The sequence below is a fragment of the Streptomyces stoeckheimensis genome, from assembly GCF_045822005.1.
GTDB classification, from domain to species: Bacteria; Actinomycetota; Actinomycetes; order Streptomycetales; family Streptomycetaceae; genus Streptomyces; species Streptomyces stoeckheimensis.
Genome location: NZ_CP169550.1, coordinates 6,244,515 through 6,266,395, shown reverse-complemented (window position 1 = coordinate 6,266,395; position 21,881 = coordinate 6,244,515). Strand labels below are relative to the sequence as shown.

The 21,881-nt window shown below is 71.3% G+C and carries 13 protein-coding genes; 4 read left to right on the top strand and 9 right to left on the bottom strand.

The features are described from left to right. Positions 1–104 precede the first annotated feature (104 nt). Positions 105–1,343 carry a cytochrome P450 family protein gene (locus ACE1OC_RS28380; protein ID WP_407841704.1) on the bottom strand — a complete coding sequence of 413 codons (1,239 nt, stop codon included), beginning with the start codon at positions 1,341–1,343 and terminating at the stop codon, positions 105–107. Positions 1,344–1,599: 256 nt separating this feature from the next. Here ACE1OC_RS28380 and ACE1OC_RS28375 point away from each other — a divergent pair, with 256 nt between their 5' ends. Beyond that, a complete protein-coding gene (locus tag ACE1OC_RS28375) occupies positions 1,600–2,721 on the top strand; it encodes an amidohydrolase family protein (protein ID WP_407839390.1) in 1,122 nt (373 codons plus the stop codon). Between the two features lie 430 nt (positions 2,722–3,151). On the opposite strand, the gene ACE1OC_RS28370 is transcribed toward ACE1OC_RS28375, so the two are convergent. The 4 genes from ACE1OC_RS28370 to ACE1OC_RS28355 form a co-directional block, all read right to left on the bottom strand. Next, positions 3,152–4,339: a thiolase C-terminal domain-containing protein gene (locus ACE1OC_RS28370; RefSeq protein WP_407839389.1), complete on the bottom strand. Its 1,188-nt coding sequence runs from the start codon at positions 4,337–4,339 to the stop codon at positions 3,152–3,154. Between the two features lie 42 nt (positions 4,340–4,381). Next, positions 4,382–6,511: an acyl-CoA dehydrogenase gene (locus ACE1OC_RS28365; protein WP_407839388.1), complete on the bottom strand. Its 2,130-nt coding sequence runs from the start codon at positions 6,509–6,511 to the stop codon at positions 4,382–4,384. A gap of 96 nt (positions 6,512–6,607) precedes the next feature. Continuing rightward, a complete protein-coding gene (locus ACE1OC_RS28360) occupies positions 6,608–7,156 on the bottom strand; it encodes a hypothetical protein (protein ID WP_407839387.1) in 549 nt (182 codons plus the stop codon). Beyond that, positions 7,153–7,800: a hypothetical protein gene (locus ACE1OC_RS28355; RefSeq protein ID WP_407839386.1), complete on the bottom strand. Its 648-nt coding sequence runs from the start codon at positions 7,798–7,800 to the stop codon at positions 7,153–7,155. Before ACE1OC_RS28355 ends, ACE1OC_RS28360 begins: the two co-directional genes overlap by 4 nt. 191 nt (positions 7,801–7,991) lie before the next feature. Between ACE1OC_RS28355 and ACE1OC_RS28350 the strand changes: the two genes are divergently transcribed. Both ACE1OC_RS28350 and ACE1OC_RS28345 read left to right on the top strand, forming a co-directional pair. Continuing rightward, positions 7,992–9,233, top strand: a complete 1,242-nt coding sequence (locus ACE1OC_RS28350; protein WP_407839385.1) for a sensor histidine kinase — start codon at positions 7,992–7,994, stop codon at positions 9,231–9,233. Positions 9,234–9,237: 4 nt separating this feature from the next. After that, complete coding sequence (locus tag ACE1OC_RS28345) at positions 9,238–9,924, top strand: response regulator (RefSeq protein WP_407839384.1); 687 nt, start codon at positions 9,238–9,240, stop codon at positions 9,922–9,924. A 41-nt stretch (positions 9,925–9,965) separates the two neighbouring features. Here ACE1OC_RS28345 and ACE1OC_RS28340 read toward each other — a convergent pair whose 3' ends face one another. Both ACE1OC_RS28340 and ACE1OC_RS28335 read right to left on the bottom strand, forming a co-directional pair. Next, positions 9,966–11,975 carry a serine/threonine-protein kinase gene (locus ACE1OC_RS28340; RefSeq protein WP_407839383.1) on the bottom strand — a complete coding sequence of 670 codons (2,010 nt, stop codon included), beginning with the start codon at positions 11,973–11,975 and terminating at the stop codon, positions 9,966–9,968. 94 nt (positions 11,976–12,069) lie between these two features. Beyond that, on the bottom strand, positions 12,070–12,465 hold the full coding sequence (locus ACE1OC_RS28335; RefSeq protein ID WP_407839382.1) for a hypothetical protein: 396 nt from the start codon (positions 12,463–12,465) through the stop codon (positions 12,070–12,072). Between the two features lie 102 nt (positions 12,466–12,567). On the opposite strand from ACE1OC_RS28335, the gene ACE1OC_RS28330 reads away from it, so the two are divergent. Further along, positions 12,568–12,969 carry an ATP-binding protein gene (locus ACE1OC_RS28330; RefSeq protein ID WP_407839381.1) on the top strand — a complete coding sequence of 134 codons (402 nt, stop codon included), beginning with the start codon at positions 12,568–12,570 and terminating at the stop codon, positions 12,967–12,969. Between the two features lie 142 nt (positions 12,970–13,111). On the opposite strand, the gene ACE1OC_RS28325 is transcribed toward ACE1OC_RS28330, so the two are convergent. Together ACE1OC_RS28325 and ACE1OC_RS28320 are read right to left on the bottom strand one after the other, a co-directional pair. Then, positions 13,112–13,570 (bottom strand): hypothetical protein, encoded by a 459-nt coding sequence (locus tag ACE1OC_RS28325; RefSeq protein WP_407839380.1) that lies wholly within the window; start codon positions 13,568–13,570, stop codon positions 13,112–13,114. Next, entirely contained in the window at positions 13,571–21,469 is a 7,899-nt protein-coding gene (locus tag ACE1OC_RS28320) for a polymorphic toxin-type HINT domain-containing protein (RefSeq protein WP_407839379.1), read from the bottom strand. It abuts the gene before it with no gap. Positions 21,470–21,881: the final 412 nt, after the last annotated feature.

Below are 21,881 nucleotides of genomic sequence, written 5' to 3'. Positions count from 1 at the left end.
GGCCACGTAAGGCCCCTGATTCCCGTGAACCGCACCGGACATGCGCCCGCCCCGCGGATCCTTCGGGAGGATCCGCGGGGCGGGCGTGGTGTGCGGACCGGACGTCAGCCGGAGGCGGTCGCCGTCCAGTCGTCGACCGTCCGCGACGGGTCCAGGGCGACGGGCAGCTTCTCCAGCCCGCGGAAGGCCGGGAAGGGCCCCTTGAGCCACTCCTCGTGGCCCGTCTCCGGGGTCGCCAGGACCATCTCGGGGAACCGGTCGAGCAGGGCCGTCAGCGCGGTCTCCAGCTCCATCCGGGCGAGCGGGGCGCCGAGGCAGTAGTGGGGCCCGTGACCGAAGCCGAGGTGGGTGCTCTGCAGCCCCTTGCGCGTCACGTCCAGGGTGTCCGGTTCCGCGAACTTCTCCGGGTCCCGGTTGGCGGAGGAGATCGCGATCTGGACCAGGGACCCCTGCGGGATGGCCACTCCCCCGATCTCCACGTCCTCCAGGGCGTAGCGGAACGTGGAGGTCTCCACGGAGCACTCGAACCGGACGAGCTCCTCGACCGCCTGGGGCAGGAGCCCCCGGTCCGCCCGGACGAGCGCCAGCTGGTCGGGGTGGGACAGCAGGGAGTAGACCGCGTTGCCGATCTGGTACGTGGTGGTCTTGTGGCCCGCGAAGAGCAGGACCCACATCATCGAGACGAGTTCGTCGTCGGTCAGGGCCCCGTCCTCGTGCTCCGTCTGGATCAGCACGGTGAGGAAGTCATCCGCGGGTTCCGCACGCTTACGGGCGACCAGGCCGAGGAAGTAGTTCCGCAGCCAGTGCTCCGCCTCGGCCAGCTCGTCGCCCATTTCCTTGCTGAACCGGGAGCGCGTCACCTGCCCGAACCACTTCAGGACGTCGTTCCGCTCGTCCCCGACGATGCCGAGCAGCTCGCAGATGACCATGACGGGCAGCGGCAGGGCGAAGGCGGTCATCAGGTCGACGGGGGTGTCCGTCGGACACTTGGTCAGCAGTTCGTCGGCGAGCTGCTCGATGCGCGGGCGCAGCAGCTTGACGTGGCGCGGGGTGAAGGCCTCGTGGGCGATGTGCCGCAGCCGGGTGTGCCGAGGGGGGTCGGCGAAGATCAGGTTGTCGTCGAGGGCGTCACAGGTGTCCCCGAAGACCGCGTGGTAGATCTCGATGCCCTCGTGCATGTCCTTGCCGATGCGCGGATCGGACAGCGCGAGCCGGGCGTCCTCGTACCGGGTGATGAGATACGTGTCCACCCCGTGGCGCGTGGTCAGCTTGCAGACGGGGGCCTGCTCGCGCAGCGATTGGTAGACCGGGTAGGGGCACGTACGGTACTCCGGCGTGCCCATGGACACGGCCGCCACGGCTTCGGCTACGGGAAGGCCGACGGGAACCCCGTCACTCACTGCCACTGCGGGTTCGGTCGTCACGGCTCAGACCTCTCGTGGGGGCTCGACTGTCCAGCCACCTCACTCCCTCGGCCCGCGCCCCGCGTAACCTCCGTTACCCCGTTCGGGCCCGAAACTACGCCCTCCTGAGCGGATCGGCCGGATCCCCGAGCCGTCCCGCGGCCACCCGCGCGGTACCCGCCCTAGGGTCCGCCTCATGCCGGACATCGCACACCTCGACCTCGCCCCGCCGGACGACGGCAGCCGCAGCAGGATCGACGTCCACCACCACTTCTGCGCCCCGGAGTGGCTGGAGTGGGCCGAAGGCCAGGGCCTGGCGCACCGCAAGGCCCTGCCGCCGTGGGCGCGCTGGGATGCCGCGGCCGCCCTGGACCTGATGGACCGGGCGGGGATCGCCACCGCCGTGCTCAAGCCGATGCTGCCGGCGCGCTACGCGACGTCCGCGCAGTTGCGCGAGGCCACGGCCATCACCCTGCGGGCGGCGGCGGAGGTCGCGGACGCGCATCCGGGCCGCTTCGCGTTCCACGCCCCGCTCTTCCTCGACGACCCGGAGGTCGCGCGCTGGGCGCTGCGGAGCGGGCTCGACGAGCTGGGAGCGGTGGGGGTGAACGTGACGGCGAACTACGGCGGCATCTACCTCGGCGACCCCTCCTACGACCCCCTCTTCGCCGAGCTCGACGAGCGCTCCGCCGTCGTGGACACGCACCCGCACAACCTCCCTGGGGTGGGCCTCGCCGGGGGAACGCCCCCGGGGGCGGGGCCCGGAGCAGGCGGCGGGCCGGGGCCGAATGCCGGGCCCGGCGCGGGCCACGGACCGGGCCCCGGAGGCGGACCCGGGGCGGTGGCCGTTCCCGGGATCCCGCACTTTCTGTGCGACTTCCTGCTGGACACCACGCGGGCCGCGCTGAACATGATCCACAAGGGCACGCTGGACCGTTTCCCGAACCTGTCGGTGATCCTGCCGCACGCGGGCGGCTTCCTCCCCCACATCGCCACCCGGGTCCAGGCTTTCGCGGGGGCGCTCACCCCGCCCGTCGACCCGGCGATGGTCCGGGACCACCTGCTCCGCTTCTACTACGACACGGCCGGGCCGATGTCCCCGGCGGGGACCCTGCTGGCGATGGCATCGCCCGACCGCATCCTCTTCGGCAGCGACTGGCCGGCGTGTCCTTCGGAGATGGTCGCGGACATCGCCCTGCCGGCGCTGGCGGACGACCCCGCGCTGACACCGGCGCACCAGCGGGCGATCAACCGGGACAACGCGGTGCGCTTGATGCCGGCCCTGGCCGCCTCGGCTCCGGCGCCGGTCCGCGCCTGAGGCACGCCGCCCGAGCGTCCCGGCCGCTGCGCGGGGCCGAGTCCCCTACCCGCCCTTCCACCGTTCCCCGGGCGCTGCCCGGACCCCTTCTGGGGCTCCGCCCCAGACCCCGGTCCTCAAACGCCGGACGGCTGAAGGATCACGGGACGGCTGAAGTACCGCCGACGGGGCCGGAATCGGCCCGGGTCGGGGACGGGGGCGGGGTGGGGACGGGGGCGGGGTGGGGACGGGGGCGGGGTGGGGTGTTGGCCGGGACGTAAAGCGTGATTTGTGGCGCGAGAACACCCTTCGCCCTGTCGGAGTAGAGCAGGGGGCGCCTAAATCATGCAGTCCAGGCCGACACCCCACCCCGCCCCCTGCACCGACCCACCACCCGCAGCCAGCGCCGGCCGCCGACCGCCGGCCACAACCCAACCCAACCCCGCCAGGGCTACCGCCGGAGGAGGGTGACCACCGCCGCGCCGCCCAGGCCGATGTTGTGCGCCAGGCCGACCCTCGCTCCCGAGACCTGGCGGGGGCCCGCCGTGCCCCGGAGCTGCCAGACGAGTTCGGCCGCCTGCGCGAGGCCCGTCGCGCCCAGGGGGTGGCCCTTGGAGATGAGGCCGCCCGAGGGGTTCACCACCCACCGGCCGCCGTACGTCGTCGCGCCCGACTCCACCAGTGCCCCGGCGCCGCCGTCCTCGCACATGCCCAGCGCCTCGTACGTCAGCAGCTCGTTGATCGAGAAGCAGTCGTGCAGCTCGATGACGTCCACGTCCCCGATCCCGAGTCCCGACGCCGCGAACACCGCCCGCCCCGCCGCCGCCGTCATCGGCTTGCCGACCACGTCGATGCAGGAGCCGGAGGCGAAGGACGCCTCCGTGTCCGTGGTCATGGACTGGGCGACGATCTCCACCGCCCTCTCCCCCAGACCGTGCTGCTCCACGAAGCGTTCCGATACGACCACCGCCGCCGCGGCCCCGTCCGAGGTCGGCGAGCACTGGAGCTTGGTCAGCGGCTCGTGGATCGTCTTCGCCGCGAGGATCTCCTCCACCGTGTAGACGTCCTGGAACTGCGCGTTCGGGTTGTTCGCCGAGTGCCGGTGGTTCTTCGCCCCGACCGCCGCGAGCTGCGCGGCCGTGGTCCCGTAGAGCTTCATGTGTTCCCGCGCCGCGTTCCCGAAGATCTGCGCGGTCGGCGGCGACATCTCGAAGCCGTGCCCGGCGGCCATGATCCCGTAGTGCCGGGCCACCGGCGAGGTCTTGAAGTCCCCGCCGTCGGCTCCGCCCCCCAGCGCGCCGCGCTTCATCTTCTCGAAGCCCAGCGCCAGCACGCAGTCGTTGATCCCGCCCTCCACGAACTGCCGCGCCATCATCAGCGCCGTCGAGCCCGTCGCGCAGTTGTTGTTGACGTTGTAGACGGGGACCCCGCTCAGCCCCAGTTCGTACGCCGCCCGCTGGCCTGCCGTGGAGGCCTGGAAGCAGTAGCCCACCGGTACCTGCTCGACCAGCCCGTAGTCGATGCCCGCGTCCGCGAGCGCCGCGTCGCCGGCCTCCTTCGCCATGTCCCAGTACTGCCAGTCCCTCGACTCCGGCTTCTCGAACTTCGTCATGCCGACGCCCACGATGTACGACTTCATGCGTGTCCCCACTGCCCTTCGGTTCAGTTCGGTTCGGTTCGGTCAGTCCCTGGGAAGGCCGAGGATCCGCTCGGCGACGACGTTGAGCTGGACCTGCGTGGTGCCGCCGGCGATGGTCAGGCAGCGGGACATGAGCATGCCGTGCACCGCCCGCTTCCCCGCCCCCTCGCTCACCGCACCCGCCGGGCCGAGCAGTTCGAGCGTGAGCTCGGCGGTCTTCTGCTGGTGCGGGGTCTGGACGAGCTTGCGTACGGACGCGCCCGCGCCCGGCTCCAGTCCGGAGACCTGCTGGAGCGTGGTGCGCAGCCCGATGCAGGCCAGGGCGTGTGCCTCGGCGGCCAGGGCCCCGATCCGGACCCGGTACCCGCCTTCGAGATCGGCGGAGCGGGCGAGTAGCGCCTCCAGGCCGGTGTCGAAGGTCATCTGGTCGGCCATGTGGACGCGTTCGTTGCCGAGGGTGTTGCGGGCGACCTTCCACCCCCCGTCCTCCGCGCCCACCAGGGCGTCCGGCGGCAGCGGCACGTCGTCGAAGTAGACCTCGTTGAAGAGGGCCTCGCCGGTGATCTCCTTGAGGGGCCGGATGTCGATCCCGGGGGTCTTCATGTCCACGATGAAGTAGCCGAGCCCCTTGTGCTTGGGGACGTCCGGGTCGGTGCGGGCCAGCAGGATCCCGTAGTCGGCGCTCCGCGCGGAACTCGTCCACACCTTCTGCCCGTTGACGATCCAGCCGTCCCCGGAGGGGCCGCGCTCCGCCTTGGTCCGCAGCGAGGCGAGGTCCGAGCCCGCCCCCGGCTCGGAGAAGAGCTGGCACCAGGTGACGTCCCCGCGCAGCGTGGGCAGCAGGTAGCGCTCCTGCTGCTCGGGGGTCCCGTAGGCCAGGAGCGAGGGCACCACCCAGGTGGCGATCCCGAGGTCGGCGACCTTGACCCCGGCGGCCTTCAGTTCCTGCTGGACGACGAGCTGCTCGACGGGACCGGCGCCGAGCCCGTACGGGGCCGGCAGATACGGGGCCGCGTACCCGGTGGGTGCCAGCACCCGGCGCGCGGTGGCGGGGTCGAGCCCGGCCGCGTCCGCGATGGCGGTACGGGCCTTCGCGCGGTGGGTCTCGGCCCGCGCGGGCAGCTCCAGGCGCAGTTCGCGCCGGGCGCCCGCGGCGGCGAGCCGTACGGCCCGGACCCGGTGGCCGTCGCCGGAGCCGAGGAGCTGGCGGGCGACGAGGGACCGGCGGAGGTAGATGTGGGCGTCGTGCTCCCAGGTGAAGCCGATGCCGCCGAGCACCTGGACGCAGTCCTTGGCGCAGGAGTACGCGGCGTCGAGCGCGGTGCCGGCGGCCAGCGCGGCCACCAGCGAGCGCACCTCGGCCGGTTCCTCGGTGGCCTGGGCGGCGTCCCAGGCGAGCGCCCGGGCCTGCTCCACGCGCACCAGCATGTCGGCGCACAGGTGCTTGATCCCCTGGAACTGCCCGATGGGCCGCCCGAACTGCTCGCGCACCTTCGCGTACTCGGCGGCGGTGTGCAGCGCCCAGGCGGCGGTGCCGCAGGCGTCGGCGGCGAACAGCACGCAGGCGAGGTCCCGTACGAGCGCGGCGTCGAGTTCCAGCAGGGCCCCCGGCCCGGCGGTGACTCCGCGGGCGCGGACCTCGGCGGTGGGCCGGGTGGGGTCGGCGCTGTCCTGGGTACGGACGTCCAGCGCGGCGGCGTCGACGGCGAACCAGCGGGTCCCGTGCGCGGTCTCGGCGGCGAGCAGCACGAGGTCGGCCTCGCCCGCGCCCAGCACCGGCGGGGCGGTCCCGTCGAGGAGGTAGCCGCCCTCCACGGCGACGGCCGTGAGGTCCCCGGGTCCGAGCGCCACGGCCCCGACCCGCCCGCCGAGGGGCTCGGCCCCGGCCCGGTCCAGGAGGACGGAGGCCAGCACGCTCGGCAGGTACGCCCCGGGCAGCGCCGCCCGTGCGGCCTCCTCCACCACGACGGCGAGGTCGAGCAGGGTGCCGCCCTCCAGGTGCGGTTCCAAAAGCCCGGAGGCGAGCAGCCCGTCCCAGTAGGCGGGCCGCGCGCCCGTCTGCGGCGGGGTGTCGAGGAGCTTGCGGACCTCCTCGGGCGGCACGGCCCGCGCGACCCAGCCGCGAACGGCTTCGGCCAACTCCCGCTGTTCCTTTGTGATTCCGATGCCCATGCGCGGCAGAGTAGAACACGTTGCATTCTGACGGAAGGTCATAACTGGAACGTGTTCTCACTTTGGCGCGGCGCCGCCGCCCGGCCGGAGCGGGTGTCAGGCGGCGACGAGCCGGCGGTCGGGCGCGGCGGCACTCCGGCGGCGGTGATAGGCCACGGTGACGACCGCCAGCAGCGGCCCCCACGCCACCAGGGGCAGGTAGCAGGCCGTCATCACCCAGTACGCCACGCCCGTGGGGGAGCCAGGGGCACCCATGTTCCCCGGGTCGTTCCAGCCGATGACCCCCAGAACACCCAGCAGGGTCAGCGCGGCGGCCCCCAGACCGGCGGGGATCACGGCGGCGAGCGGCGGGACGGCCCTGCCGCCGATCAACGGCAGCCGGCGCGGGACGACTTCGCCCCAGCGCCTCACGAGACCCAGGGCGAGGAATCCCAGCATCTCGGCGAACACGCTCAGGCCGATCAGATAGAGCGAGAACCCGCTGCCGAACCTGACGTCCGTCAGTGGATCGTCCCCGGAGAAGCCGAGCGGCACTCCGAGCGCTCCGGCGATCCGCCACAGCGCCGTGGGCAGCGGGGCGAGCGCGGCGAGGTGGGCGAGACGCACCACGCGGCGGCTCGGTTCGCGCTCCACGACGGCTCTCATGCCTCGCTCTCGGCGCTCTCGGCGCTCTCGGTGTTCTCGGTGTTCTCGGCGCTCTGCGTGTTCGCCGACGGGTTCGGCGGGAGCACGTGCACGACCTTGAAGTCGCCGCTCTCGACGGTCTCGTACGGCGCGGCGCTGAGGCACTTCGGCACTTCCAGCCCGTCGAAGCCGGACACGGCCCAGCTGTAGCCGACCCGGTCCTTCTTCCCGTCGCCCTTCCCGTCGTAGACGGTGAACCCGACGCGCTTGCCGATGACACCCGGGGGCAGATCCGAGCTCGTGATGATGCCGGTGGCGGTCGCGACCGGGCCGCCGGTCAGAAGGCAGTCGATACGGCCTTCGGCGTAGGCGCCCTGCTTTCCGTCGGCGGTGTAGTGGCTGAACCGGAAGGTGCCGCGCGAGGTGCCGGCCGGGGCGTCCGGCTCGTCGGGCTCGGCCGGGGCGAAGCCGTGTGCGTCGAAGGAGAAGCGGACCTGCTGGCCGTCCGCCCGGTACATCTTGGCGAAGCCGGTGAGACTCGATTCCTTCGGCGCCTTCCTCGCCTCGTCCGAGGTGGATGCGGAGGCGGAGACGGCAAGGCCGCCGATGACCGCCAGTGCGGTGAGACCGACGAAGGACGTACGGAGAGTGGTGCTGCGAAGCATGGTGAACTCCAAGTTCCTGGCGGCTGGTTGAGCCGCTCTTCGGTGTGGCATCAGCCTCCGCCACCGGCCCGGTCCACGACCATCGGCCGATCGGGAGATCCACTCGGGGCCTGGCGAACCCCTCTATGCCGTTCGGCAGAGGACTCCCGCCCGGGACGGCGCCTAAGGTCGTGGAGGTGAAGATCATGGGCATGGCACACCAGGACCGGGCCGTCATCGGCATCGTGATCGCAGCCTGCTGCGCCGCCACGGCCTTCCTGGGCGTACGGCCGCTACCGACGCTCGTCGCCGCCGGAATCGCCCTCGGCACCTTCGGCTGCCTGCCCCGGTCGCGCCGGTGGACCGGGGCCGCCACGGGCGCCGCCGGTGTCCTGCTCCTGCTGGCCACCTTCGCCTGGCCCGGACACGGAACGGCCGGGGGGTCGAAGTGGCACCTGCTGGCCGTGGGAGCGGTACTGCTGCTCCTGGCTGCCGCGGTGCGCTGGTCGCCCCGGCACCGGCTCCTGGCGGGCGGCGGGCTCGGCGCCGCGGCCGTCGCCGTATGGACCGTCCCCCTCGTACCGGACGTCTCCTTCTTCGAATCGCTCGGCCTGATGGCGTTCTGGTCGGCTCCGGTCCTCGTGTCGGTCGTCGTCGGCGGCTATCCGCGCCTGATGGAGGACCGCAGCCGGCAGGCGGTCCTTGCCGCGCGCCGCGCCCAACAGCTCGAACTCGCCCATGACCTGCACGATTTCATCGCCCACGACGTGAGCGGCATCGTCGTCCAGGCCCAGGCGGCCCGGTTCGTGGCCGAGCACGATCCGGCGGCGGCGGTCCGGGCGCTGGAACGGATCGAGCGGGCCGGACTCGCGGCACTGGCCTCGATCGACCGCACGGTCGGGATGCTGCACGCCGCCGACGAGAGCACTGGCGGCGGCAACGGCGACGATGACCGCGGCGCCCGTACGGTCCTCCCCGGCGTCGGCCAACTCGGCGAGGTAGTCGACCGGTTCGGCGAAACAGGACAGGTCCGGGCCCGGCTCGACCTGGCCCCGGGCGTCACCGACGCGCTCTCCCGCGAGGGCGCCGCCACGGTCCACCGGGTCGTGGTGGAGGCGCTCACCAACGTACGCCGTCACGCCCCGGGGGCGGCCGCCGTCCACGTCGCGCTCAGCACCGACCGTACGACCGTCGAGGTCAGCGTGACCGACGACGGCGGCCGCGGCCGCTCTTCGCACCTGCCCGCACTCCCCCGCCTCGACCGGGGCCCCAGGGGCGGCGGCGGACTGCTCGCGCTGGCCGAGCGCGTCCGCGCCGGCGGCGGCACCTTCGCCTCGGGCCCCCACCGGGACGGTTGGCGCGTGACCGCTACCCTTCCCGCCGCCGGACCGCAGGCCACGGCACCACAGGCCGCCGGACCGCACGACGCCGGGCCACAGACCACGGCATCATGATCCCGTGACCACCCGCATCCTGATAGCCGACGACCAGGAAGACGTGCGCAACGGCTTCCGCCTCATCCTCGACTCGCAGCCGGACATGACCGTCGTCGGGGAGGCCGCCGACGGCGCGACCGCGGTGGAACTCGCCCGCTCGCTGCGGCCCGACCTCGTACTCACCGACATCCGGATGCCGGGCCTGGACGGCCTGGAGGTGACCCGGATCCTGGCGGGCCCCGCCGCCGAACACCCCGTCCGCGTGGTCGTCGTCACGACCTTCGACCTGGACGACTACGTGCACACCGCCCTGCGCAACGGCGCCTGCGGTTTCCTGCTGAAGCGGTCGGGTCCCAACCTGTTGATCGAGGGCGTACGGGCCGCGATGGCCGGGGACACCCTGATCAGCCCGCAGCTCACGGTCCGGCTGCTGCGCAGCCTGTCCGCGCCGCAACCCCGGCCGCAGACCCTGCCGCAGCCCGTTCCCGAGCCGCGCACCGCGACCGAGGACCCCCTGACCGCGCGGGAGCGCGAGATCGCCCTGCTCGTCGCACGCGGGCTGACCAACGCCGAGGTCGGCGCCGAACTGTTCATCTCGCCGGGCACCGCCAAGACCCATGTCGCCAACATCCAGGCGAAGCTGGCGGTGCGCAACCGGGTGGGCATCGCCGCGTGGGCCTGGGAGACCGGCCTGGCGCACGGCACCTGACACCCGGTGCCCGACATCCGGTGCCCGACACCGCACGGGCGTCAGGACTTCTCGTAGTAGTAGCCCTCGCCGTGCGAGGGGCCCACGTTGTGCTGGAGGCCGGCCGGCAGGCTCTTGGTGAAGAAGGAGGGGTCCAGGACCCCGCAGAACTGGCTGGTGGACTTGGACTTGTCCACCGCGGCCGCGCCGATGTTGATCCGGGTCCCGCCGGAGGCCAGCGAGGTCACCTTGGCGATGTTCTCGCAGTGGCCCATCTGGGAGTCGTTGATCAGGCGGACCGCCCCGGACCGGGTGATGATCACCGTGCCCGGCTGGCCGATGTTGAAATCGCCCTTGTAGGTCCAGGTCCCGGCGAAGTACGCGGGCACCGCGTCGCCGCCGCCGGAGCCGCCACTGGGCGAGCCGCCGCCGCTCGGGGAACCGCCGCCGCTCGGAGAGCCCGAGCCCCCCGGGGTGGCGCCCGGGCTGGTGCCCGTACCGGTGCCTCCGCCGGCCGGGCCCCCGCCTCCGCCCTGGGTCGCGCTGCTGCCGCCCGGGGTGCCGGCGCCCCCGCCGGGGGTCCCCGCGCCCGCCGCCGCACCCTGTCCGGCGGCGACCTGGCCGTCCAGCGCCGGTACGGGCGGGCTCTGGGGGGCCTGGGGGCTCTCGGAGTTCGGCGCGCCCGGCGCCGGTGAACCGCTCGCCGCCGAAGGGGAGCCGGCGGAGGCGCCGGGCACCACGGGCGCACTGCTCGCCGGGGGCGAAGCCAACCGCCCGCCGCCGTCGCCGCCGAACGGCTGGAGCAGGGCCACCGTGCCCCCGCCTACGGTGAACACCAGGACGGCCGGCACCGCGACGGTCAACCGCCGCCGCGCCCGGCGCCGTTCCCGCGGCGCGGCACCGCCTGCGGTGGACGGCCCGGCTGCCGGCCCGGTCGCCGGATCAGCGCCCTCGACGGCCTCGACGACCTGCTCGCCGGACTCCCCCGCCGCTCCTGCCGCCCCCGCCGCTCCCGCCTCCGGGCGCAGACCGAGCGTCCCCCGGTCGGGGGTCTGCGCCGCGGCGGGCGCGGGCGCGGGCACCGGTACGGGTACGGGTACGGGCGCCTCGGCCGCCGGTGCCGCCTCCGCGTCGAGCAGTCGCGCCGCCTGCCGGGCCAGCCGTTCCACCACGCCGGGCGGCAGCCACGCCCCGCCGCGCGCCGCCGGGAGGACCCGCTCGGGGTCCGCCAGCAGCTCGTCCACGCCCGGCCGTTCCTCCACTCCCTTGACCAGGCAGCGGCCGATGAGCGCGCGCAGGGAGGCGTCCGCCACCCGCTCCAGGGCCGGTTCGCCCTCCACGATCTGGAACATCACCGCGTGCTGGTTGCTGGCGCCGTGCCCGAAGGGCAGTTCGCCCGTGACCGCGTACATCAGGACGCAGCCGAGCGTGAACACGTCGCTCTTCGCCCCGGCCCGCAGCCCCCGCACCTGCTCGGGCGACATGAACCCGGGGGAGCCGACGACCATGCCGGTGCTGGTGAGCAGCGATTCGACGGAGGTCTCCAGGGCGCGCGAGATCCCGAAGTCGATGACCCGGCTGCCTTCGACGGTCAGCATCACGTTCGACGGCTTGAGGTCGCGGTGCACGATCCCGGCGGTGTGGATGTCCTTGAGCGCGTGCAGCAGCCCGTCCGCGAGGGCGTGGACGGAGTCCACGGGCAGGGGGCCGTACCGGCGCACGATCTGCTCCAGCGAGAGCCCGGGTACGTATCCGGTGGCCACCCAGGGCCGTTCGGCGTCGGGGTCGGCCTCCAGGACGGGGGCGGTGTACCGCTCGCCGACCTTCCGCGCGGCGTCGATCTCGCGGCGGAAGCGGGCACGGAACTGCGCGTCGGCCACGTGTTCCTCGTGGACCACCTTCACCGCGACGGTGCGTCCGCCCTCGGAGCGGGCCAGGAACACCCGGCCCATCCCGCCGGCACCGAGGCGCCCGAGCAGCAGGTACGGCCCGATCCGGCTCGGATCACCGGCCGCGAGCGGCTTTATGCCCCCGTCGGCGTTGTCGTCGTCACCCTTGCGCGCGCTGCTCATACTGCCCGTCCCCCGATGGTCCGCCGCGGCCGGCCGGACGGGCGTGTCCGGCCGAACCCGCATCAGGGTAAGGGCAGTTACGTTCAGGATGAAGCTACGCCCCGACGGCGGCGGTGCAGACGACCCAGGCCGAAGCGGTGTTGCTCTGGCCGGTGTCGGTGTTCTTCACCCCCACCGTCCAACCCGAGGGACTGGGCAGGGAGTCGGTGAGGAACGTGAGCGTGCTGCCGGTCTGACCGCCTCCACCGGTGGGCACCATGCCCGCCGGACAGCTCACGTGCGCGAAGGCGAAACCGCCGGCCGGGATGGAGACGTTGTCGCCCCGGTACTGCGGGTGCGCGCTCTGCGGCGCGACGACACCGGGGTCGGTGGGGGGCGCGGGCTTGGGCGGATCGTCTCCGGAATCCCACGCGCTGGCGGAGAACGCGCTGCCGGCGAGGAGCACGATCGAGGTCACGGCGGCCAGGGCGAGGGAGCGGGCGGGTTTCATGTCGGCCTTCCTTTGCACACGCGGGTCCGGGTCAGCCCTGGACTTCCCCCCGATCCCGCGGGGCGATCCACCCGGCCACTCGTCCGGCGCAGGAAGAAACGTATGTGCGCATGCCGAACGAGTGACCCGACCCCCGAGGAGCCGCCCCCTCCTCAGAGGCTCCGCACGAACTCCGCGAAGGCGTCCGGCGCGACGTGGGAGCTCGACGCCCAGGCCGATGCCGCGGAGCTCGCGCTCACCGAACTGGTCGCCACCGTCGTGCGTCACGTCCCCGGGCGGGGCTGCACGGTCCTCATCCTGTGCCGGCCCGCGGGGCTGCGCGTGGAGGTCTCGGACGGCTGTCCGGCGCCCCCGCTCGCGGCCCGGGTCCCCGGCCCTCTGGAGGAGGGCGGGCGCGGCCTGCTCCTGGTCGAGGCGGTGACCGACCGCTGGGGCACGCACCCGAACTCCACCGGAAAGACGGTCTGGTTCGAGTGCGATGCCCGTCGGCCCGTCACGGGGTGACGACGACGCGTACGGGCCCGTCGTGATCTCCGAGCCGCACGGGCTCCTTCTTCGTGAGGGTGGCCGGGGCGGTCGCCCCCCGGCCCCGCGCGGGCGGGACGGCAAAAGGCCCGCTGGAATCACATCCAGCGGGCCTCCGCCGCTAAGCGGCTTCGACTGCATGCATTACATGGGGCTGCCATCCGGCACCACAGACCGGACACGCATCAACGAACTCGTGTTCGCGGAGCCGGTTCGCGATGTCCCCCAGCAGCGGGGTCCCCGCGTCGGCCACGACCGCGAGGAAGTCCGTACCGCACGTCCGGCAGCGAAGATCCATGTCACCGCCGGCGAGTGCGCCGTCGAAGGCCCTTTCACAGGATTCGCCCTCGGCGATCCTCCTGTCGAGGTCCTCCAGATCCGTGCCGTCGCTCCAGTGCAGGAACAGCCGGTAGGACCTGCCACTCGGAAGCGGCATGACGATGCGCCGCAGCCGGTCGGACCGAACGAGAGACTGCTCCCGGCCCTCGTCCTGGCCGGGGAGGAGATCCCCCTTGCCCAGTGCGCCCGACCGAGGGTAATAGCGCACCGGAAGCGGGCCGAGAACAATCTCTACGTACATCTACAGCCTCGTCACGGCAATCATGTGCGGGACAAGCACCTCTGCTTCACCCGCACCCGGCAATGTCTGCATGATCATTTGGCTTCTCGGAATCCTCGCCGCGTAAATGGTGCCACCGAAGCCCCGCGCGACATTGATGTCCGTGGTGAACGACATCATCGACCGAGGGCCGATCTGCGCCATCTCCGTACCGAATGACCCGTGCGCCTGAACATAGTCGTCAAGAGAGCCCCAGGCGGCGAGCGCATCGCCGTGAGCCTGCTGCGACGCCCTCATCGCTTCGTCCATCGAACCGGTTCCCGCATAAGTGCTGCGCGCAGCATCACTCATGAGGTGACCCGACTCTTCCGCGATCATGTTTTCCAGTCCCTGGTCGGTGCCTCGATAGACCGTGACCAGATCATCGTCACCACCACGCGATCCACAGTTGTGAACGAGGACCGGCGTGGCCTCCGCCACCACGTAGTACGTGTGGAGGTTCGACACCGTGAGGTTGTGGACGGTGGCGTTCGCCGCGGTCCACGGCTCGGCTGCGGTGACCTGTACGCGGGTGCCCGCGCCGGTCTGGAGCCACTGACCGGGCTCCAGGTCGGTGGCGTCGATCCACTCGCGCAGCTCGGGGACCCAGAACGGGTGCCCGTCGGTCGCGGTGACCTCGGCCGTCTTGGAGCCCGACGTACCGTCGACGTCGATCGTGATCTTGACGAGGTGCTTGAGGCCCTCGCCCTTGATTTCCGCACTGACCGTCTCGACGCGGGTCTCACCGGTCTTGGGGTCGGTCGCGAGGATCTTGTCGCCGGTCTTGACCTTCTCGATCGCCTTCGCGGAGCCGTCGGCCATCAGCACCTTCGTGCCGGGCGCGAAGCTGTTGCCGGCGGTGGAGCAGGATCCGCCGCTGCCGCCCTCGGTCTTGCCCGAGCCGCCGCTGCCGCTGGATCCGCCCTTGCTTCGGGCGGAACCGCCGGAGGAACCTCCCGGCTTGGCCGCGCCGGCCTTGCTTCCGCCGCCCTTGCCACCGGACTGGGTGGAAGCCTTCGGGGCAGCCTTGACCTGGGCCTTCTTCTGGACGGCGTTACCCGTCTTCTTCTTCGCCGCGGCTGCCGCGTCGGCCGTTCTCTTGGCGGCTTCGGCCGCCTTCTTCTTGGCCCGTTGCGCGGCCTCCTTCTTGGCCTTCTCGATCGCGGCCTTCTTGGCCTGTAGCGCTGCCGCCTCGGCGGCCTTCGCCGCCTTCAGCACCATCTCGGCGGCCTTCTTCGCCGCCTTGAACGCCTGGATGGCGTTGATGGTGCGGTTGACGGCCTTGATGACCGAGGGGATCTTGCCGAGCTTCGTCCACGGAATGGCCCCGATGATGAGGCTGCCGCAGGACCACATGTCACCGCCGAAGCAGCCCATGGCGTCGTTGATCCCGATGAAGTCCTTCAGCGTGTCCCACGCCACGGCGAGGATGACGGAGGTGAGGGACTTGCCCTGCATCGCCTCGGCCTGGGAAACCTGCGCCGCCGACAGACCCGCGCCCGCGAGGGCCGCCGCGCGCTCGCTGGCGGTCAGGCTGATCGACAGACCCGTCGGGTCCGAGAACGTCATCGGGTTGTTGTGCGCGTAGGCGTACCCGTTGGACTGCAGTGGGTCGTTCAGATCGAGGATCGGGTCGGCCGAAAGGAAACGGCCGACGAGCGGGTCGTAGAGACGGGCGCCCAGCGGCTGGAAGCCGGAAGCGTCGTCGCGGTCCTTGCCCAGGAAGCCCTTGTGGCTCTGGACGTTCTGCCCCGCCGTGTCAGCACCGCGCTGGTTGCCGAACGGGTCCTGCTTGCGGACCCGGACCGGCTGGCCGGCGGTGAGGGCGACCTCGGCGTAGATGCTGCCCTGGTGATCCATCGCCAGGGCCGTCAGGGAGTCGCCGGCGCTGCCATTGGCGTAGCGCAGCACCGCGCCGCCGGGGGCGGAGTAGGTGCGCTCGGTGCGGACGAGGACGCCGCCCGGCTGGACGGTGACCTGTGCCTCTCCGAGGTTCAGGGTCGCCTGCTTGCCCTGGATGGTCAGCAGGCTCGAACCGTCGGGACCGTAGATGTGACGGGTGTCGTTCTGCGGCAGCCACTGCTGGGCGGCCTGCGCCGCGTCACAGGTGGCCAGGACGATCGGCGTCGAGTTGGCGTTCGTCCCGCCCTGGACCGCGAGGCACAGACCGGACGGGGCGTGGGTCAGCTGACCCGAGGCGTTGCGCTTCAGCTGCTGCGCGGCGGAGCCGTCGCACTTCTGCACCTGGGCCGCAGCGCCCGCCGTGTTCGAGGCCGGCTGGATGCACCAGGTGTCGTAGACCTCCAGGGTGCCCAGCTTGGCGTCCGCCTGGCCCGGGACCGGGTCGAAGTGCCATGCCTGGGCCACGGTGCCGTTGCACTGGTACAGCTGGATGGCGTTGCCGGCGCTCGCGAGCCCGGACTTGAGGTCGAGGCACTTCTGGCCGAGACCCACGTACGGGCTCTTGCCGCCCGAGCCCTGGCCCGTGATCCGGTCGACCTTGCCGTCGTAGGTCCAGGTCAGGTCCTGCTTGTCGCCGTTCTGGACCGACGTGACCGACTTGGTCTCGCCGGTCAGCTCGTACAGGCGCGTGGCCTCGGCCGTGATCTGCGCGCCGGCCGGCGTGACGTACTTCTTCGTCACCTTGGTCAGCGTGTGCGGCTGGTCCTTCGCCGCGTTCTTACCGTACTCGTAGGTGCTGACGGCGTCCTTCGCCGTGTCACCCGCGAGGTTCCGCTCGGTCAGCTTGGTGCGATTGCCGAGGAGGTCGTACTCGTACTCCTGCCAGTAGCCGGAGCCGTCCTTGCCCGCGACGACGTTCATGGTGCCGTCGGTCTTCTTCGGGGTGGTGCAGGCGGTCTGGTCCTTGGAGGTCCAGGCCGACTTCAGCTGACCCAGCGGGTCGTAGGAGAAGCACTGGCGCTCCTCGATCCCGACGGACTTCTCCTGGACCGAGGTGACATTGCCGGCCGGGTCGTAGCTGTACGCCCGGTTGGAGACCAGGTTGCCGCCGACGAGACTGGCGGTGTTCTGCTCCCGGTAGACCGCCTGCTCCTTCAGCTCACCGCTGGACTCGTCGAAGGAGCTCTGCGTCCAGACGCGGTACGGCTGGGCGCCCAGGGTCGAACGGAGCACCTGGCCGTACGGGGAGTAGACCGTCTCGGCGCCGTACCAGTCCTTGCCGGAGACGGAGAGCGGCTGCCCGTTCTTGTCGTAGCGGACGACCAGCTTCTCGGCGTCCAGCGCGCCGACCGCCGGGAGCTGCGCGTCCTCCAGCCTGCCCGTGTCGCTGTAGTTGTAGCTGTAGTTGTAGTCCTTGGCGAAGCCCCAGGTGTCGACCATCTGCTGCGGGAGCGACAGGGTGGTCGAGGTGGGCTGGTAGTCCTTCGTGTAGCCGTTGACCTTCTGGGTGTAGGCGAGGCCATCGGTGTAGCGGGTGGCGCCGGCGGGCATTCCCTTGCCGCCCGGGGCGCTGTCGTACGAGAAGTCGGCCAGCAGCGTGCCGTTGGCGTCGTTCATGCGCTGCTGCTTCGGCCGCGACAGCTGGTCGTACTCGTTCCACACCTTGACGCCGCGGGCGTTGGTGCTCGTGACGACCCGGTCGAGGTGGTCGAACTCGGTGCGGCTGACACCGGCGTCCGGGTCGGTCGTGGAGTCCATCCGGCCGCGGTGATCGTACGTCCAGGTCCACGGGTGCGTCGGGTCGGCCGAGTTGGTGGCCTTCACCCGCTGGCCGCGGGCGTCGTACTCGTAGGAGACGGACGTGTAGCCCTTGGGTGCGGCGGAGTTGAAGCTGTCCGTGCGCACCGTACGGCCCAGGGCGTCGGTGTAGACCCGGTAGGACGAGGCGCCCGCCGGATTGATGATCTTTGACCAGTCCTGGCCGTACTCGTAGCGGGTGGCTCGTTCCGGGTACGCCTTGGAGGAGGTCTGCTGGGTCTGGGGGTCCACGTACTTCATGTACGGGGTCTCCGCCAGGACGCGGCCGAGGCCGTCGTAGGTGTAACGGGTGATGTTGGGTATCGCGGTGTCTGCGAGCGGCGTGAACAGCTCGCCGATCTTCGCTTCCTTGGTCAGGTAGGCGTTGTTGGTCTGCCACACCTCGCCGGAGCTGTTGTACAGGGTGTCGGTGACCAGGTAGCCGTCACCGCTCTCCGGCTCCTCCAGGGACTGACGCTCGCGGCCGAGGCCGTCGTAGAGCGTCACCGAGGTCTCGATCCGGCCCCCGTCGCCCCGGGAGTACGTGGTGACGAACGGAGGCTTGCGGATCTTGAGGGTGGAGTCTTGCGGGTCGGTCTCCTCCGGCGGGATCGTGTACTCGGCCCGGAAGTCGGGCACCGCGGACGCGGAGGGAGTGCGGCCCGCGGCCCACGCCTCGGAGATCCGGCCCAGCGGGTCGAACGCGGCTTCGCTCACCAGGCCGTTGGCGTCGGTCGTCTTCAGAGTGACCGCGCGGCCCGGCTCCAGCTCCTGCACCTGGGTGTGGCCGAGGCTGTTCGACTGCGTGACCTTGAAGACCTGGCCGGTCGGCGGGTCGAAGCTGATCGTGGAGGACTTGCCGTCCGGGTCGGTCCCCCGGATGACTCGGCCGATCGCGTCGAAGCCGTTCGTACCGCTGCTCTGGAAGCCGGTGCCCGCGCCGTTCAGCGACCAGGACTCGGTCGCCAGACCACGGGTGGTGCCGGCCAGGGCGGTGCCGTAGGCCGTGCCGTCGTAGGAGGTGCGGGAGGCGCCGCTCAGCGTCGACAGGTCGGTGAAGTTCGCCGCGGCGCAGGTGGTCGGGGAGACCAGGACCTGCTTGGAGAGACCGATGATGTTCTTCGCGGTCTGGTGCAGGTACTCCGACTTGGTGCAGGACTCGTCACCGGGCTTGCCGGTGTCGCCCAAGGACTCCACCAGAGTCGGCAGGCCGTACGCCGACTCGTAGGTGGTCTTCGTACGGACCTCGCGGAGGGTGCGCGGGTCGTCCTCGTTGGTGCCCGAGGACTTCGTGTACGCGATCTCCTCCGGCTCCGTGACCCGCCAGGCCTTCAGCGGGTCCAGGCCGTCGTCGCGGTTCCGCTTGGCCAGCTCCGTGGCCTCGGGGATCGTGATGCTCCGGGACAGCCAGTCGGTGTCGGCGTCGGTCGCGGTGCTGTAGCTGAGTTCCTCGGAGACGCGGCCGGCGAAGGCCTGACGGTCGTAGACGGTCGAGCCGTCCGCCCCCTTGACGACGTTGCCGTGGACGTCCTTGACCGGGACGGCGTCGCCCAAGCCGCGGAAGTACCGGGTGACGGCCTTGGACTGCTTGCTGCCGATGGCCGGATCTTCGGTACCGGTGATGACGGTGGTCTGCTCGGCACCCGCGAACTGCGAGTACGTACGCGTCGACTTCTTGGTGAACTCGGTGTCGGCGAGCTTCCAGGCCGGGTTCTTGTACGTGTAGGCAGTCTTCGTCCCGTACGCGCCGTCGACGTTCGGGAGCTCCTCGATGGACTGGACCACGTACTTGTGGAACCAGTCGATGTCCTCGACCTCGGGGTCCGGGTTCCAGAAGGACGGGTAGCACAGGCGGTCGTTGGACTTCAGCGCCGCCGTATCGGTCTTGCCGGGCAGCGGGCCGGAGAGGCAGGAGCCCTCGATCGGCTTGTACGTGACGACGGTCTCGCCGCCGTACTCGTTGATGACGCGCGCGATGCGCAGCCGGGAGAACCCGGGGCGCTGCGGGTTGACCGCGAGGACGCGGTTCGGCATGTCCTCGGTGTTCGACTCGAACCGGACCGGGCTCAGTGCCACGCTGGCGTCGGTGGAGCCGTTGCGGGCGTAGCCGGTGCGCTGGATGGACTCCAGCCACAGGGCCGTATTGGGACCGGTCTTCAGCTCGGCGAAGCTCTGCTTCAGCTGGTACACGTCCACGACCTGTCGGGCGGTGGTGTCGGTACGGCGCTGGGCCGAGGTCGTGATCTTGTCGAGGCGCTTGCGGGTCCAGAAGGTCGGACCGGCGTTCCAGCACTTCTTGCCGGACTCGCAGCGCAGGTCGGCCGGGGTGTCGAACCAGGGCCGGTACTGGCCGGGGTCCTTCGACTTGAAGTTGTCCTCGGTGCAGGCGACGCTGCCGACGGTGTAGCAGCGCTCGGCGACGCTGAAGCCGATGCGTGCCGGGGCCTCGGTGCTGAAGATGGTGTCGCGGCGCTGGCCGTAGTCGATGCGCGACAGGTAGCCGTCGCGGTCGTAGACGACCGGCGCCTTGAAGTTGAAGTTGCGGGCGTAGTAGTTCTGGTCCTTCTTCCACCACAGCGACATGGCGTTGCCGTGGAGGTCCTCGACGTAGTCGAGGCTCCAGCGCCAGCCCTGCGTGCAGTAGGAGTTGGCCCAGTCGCCCGCCTTGTAGCAGTCCTCGCCCGGGTGGTTGCCGTAGACGGGAACCGTGAGGACGGAGTCCGTGGTCGGGTCGTCGGCGGCGGAGCCGTGGTCGGACCAGCCGGGCAGCTTGTTCAGGCCGAAGTGGTACCTGGTGCCATCCTTGGTGGTGACGACCCAGTACTCGCCGTCCTTCGCGCCGTTGCCCGTGGCCTGGCCGGTGAGGCGCTCGACCTTCGAGCCGTCGCCGTTGGACGTGAACCACGTGCCCTTGGCTGCGTCCCACACCAGCTCGGTGGTCATGCCGCCCAGCGAGAGGGTGGCGTTGTCCGAGCCCCAGCACAGGTCCGCGGTGCGGTGCGTGGCGTTGTTGGAGCCGGCCTTCTTCGAGTCCTCGCGGCAGTTGGCGTACGTGCGGGTGATGGAGCCCGCGTTGTAGTCCCAGCCGTCACCGATCCAGGAGGCCTGGTTGTTGGTCGAGGAGGTGCGGCCGTCGACCGACTGCGAGGAGTAGGACAGGTTGACCTTCGGCATCAGGCCGCCGGCCGTCTCCGGGGTCTGCACCTGATACCCGTAGGTGAAGGCGCCGGAGGAGGAACCGGCGGACCAGTCACCGGAGGACAGCAGCGGGGAGGCCGTGAAGTCTCCCTGCACCGAGGAACCGGTGTCGAGCATGCCGACCGCCGAACCGCCGGCGGCATTGGCGACGGGCTGGACGCCCTCGCTCAGCGAGGCGTTGACAACGGGTCGGCCGTCTTCGCCCAGCAAGGCGTTGACCGGCTTGGCGGAGCCGGAGCCGTCGCCGAGCAGGCGCGCCACTGGCAGGGTGCCGGTGAGGACCTTGCGGGTCGGGGATCCCTTCGCCGCCGTGGTCTTGGTCGGAGCGTCCTTCGCCGGCACCGTCTCCACGGTGGAGCTCAGACGCTCGATCTTGTCTGCCTCGCCTGCCTTGTCCGGGTCCGACGTGAGAGACATGGCCTGCATGCCGCCGTCGTCCGCGCACTCGCCCGCGTTCGGGGAGGAGTAGACGCACTCGGGCAGCAGCACCAGGCCGAAGCGGTCGGCGGCCTGCGGGCCGTAGAGGTCGGCGAAGCCGGTCGTGTCGACACTGAGGGACACCTCGGCGGCCGGGTCGACCGTGGCCGGCGGGGTCACCTTCATGACCAGACCGGACACACCCGCGTCCTGCGAGGTGGCCGGAGAGGCGAGCTCGACCTTCCAGTCACCCGCGACGGTGGCCGGGTCGGTGCCCTCGGGGACGCCGAGGGCGATCGGCAGGCCGTTGGTGACCGGGACGGTGGCGCCCGGCTGGGTGGCCGCCGACAGCGTCGCATTGCCCGTGCCCGCGGCCCACGCGGCGGTGGCCTTCGGGTCGTAGGGGTCGACCGGCACCTCGCGCGCCGTGGTCAGCGCCTTCTGCGCCCCGCCGTCCCCGTCGAGCTCGGTCGCCTTCGGCAGGTCCGGGAGGTCGACCGTCGTGGTCGACTCCTCACGGTCCATGCCCGGCCCCGGGATGGCGAGCGCCTCCCCGCCCAGGCTCATCACCGTCAATACCGATGACAGCAAGATGACGGTCGCCGTGCGGCTTCGCCGCCGGCGCAGTCGTTGTGACTCCGTCACGGCTGGGCGTCCCCGCCCCAGCCATGACAGCGGACCTGAAGCACGCATGTGCGTCGACTCCCACCCTGACAATTCAGACACCAGTGAGGTGCGGAAAACCAAAAGGCACACGCCTGGCTCAGGCGCGTGCGTGCGAACTCTCCGTCATGGGTCACACAGAGGCAAGAACGTTTGCTTCCGCTTGTGCATCCGCGAAGTGAACTGACTCACGCACCATGCCGTCATGAACGGGGACCAGCGAGCACCATCCGGGAACAGTGGTCAATCCGGACATCCACGGCTCCCAAGGTGCCCTAAAAGACCGCAAGCCGGGGCATGGGTGACGGATGGTCAA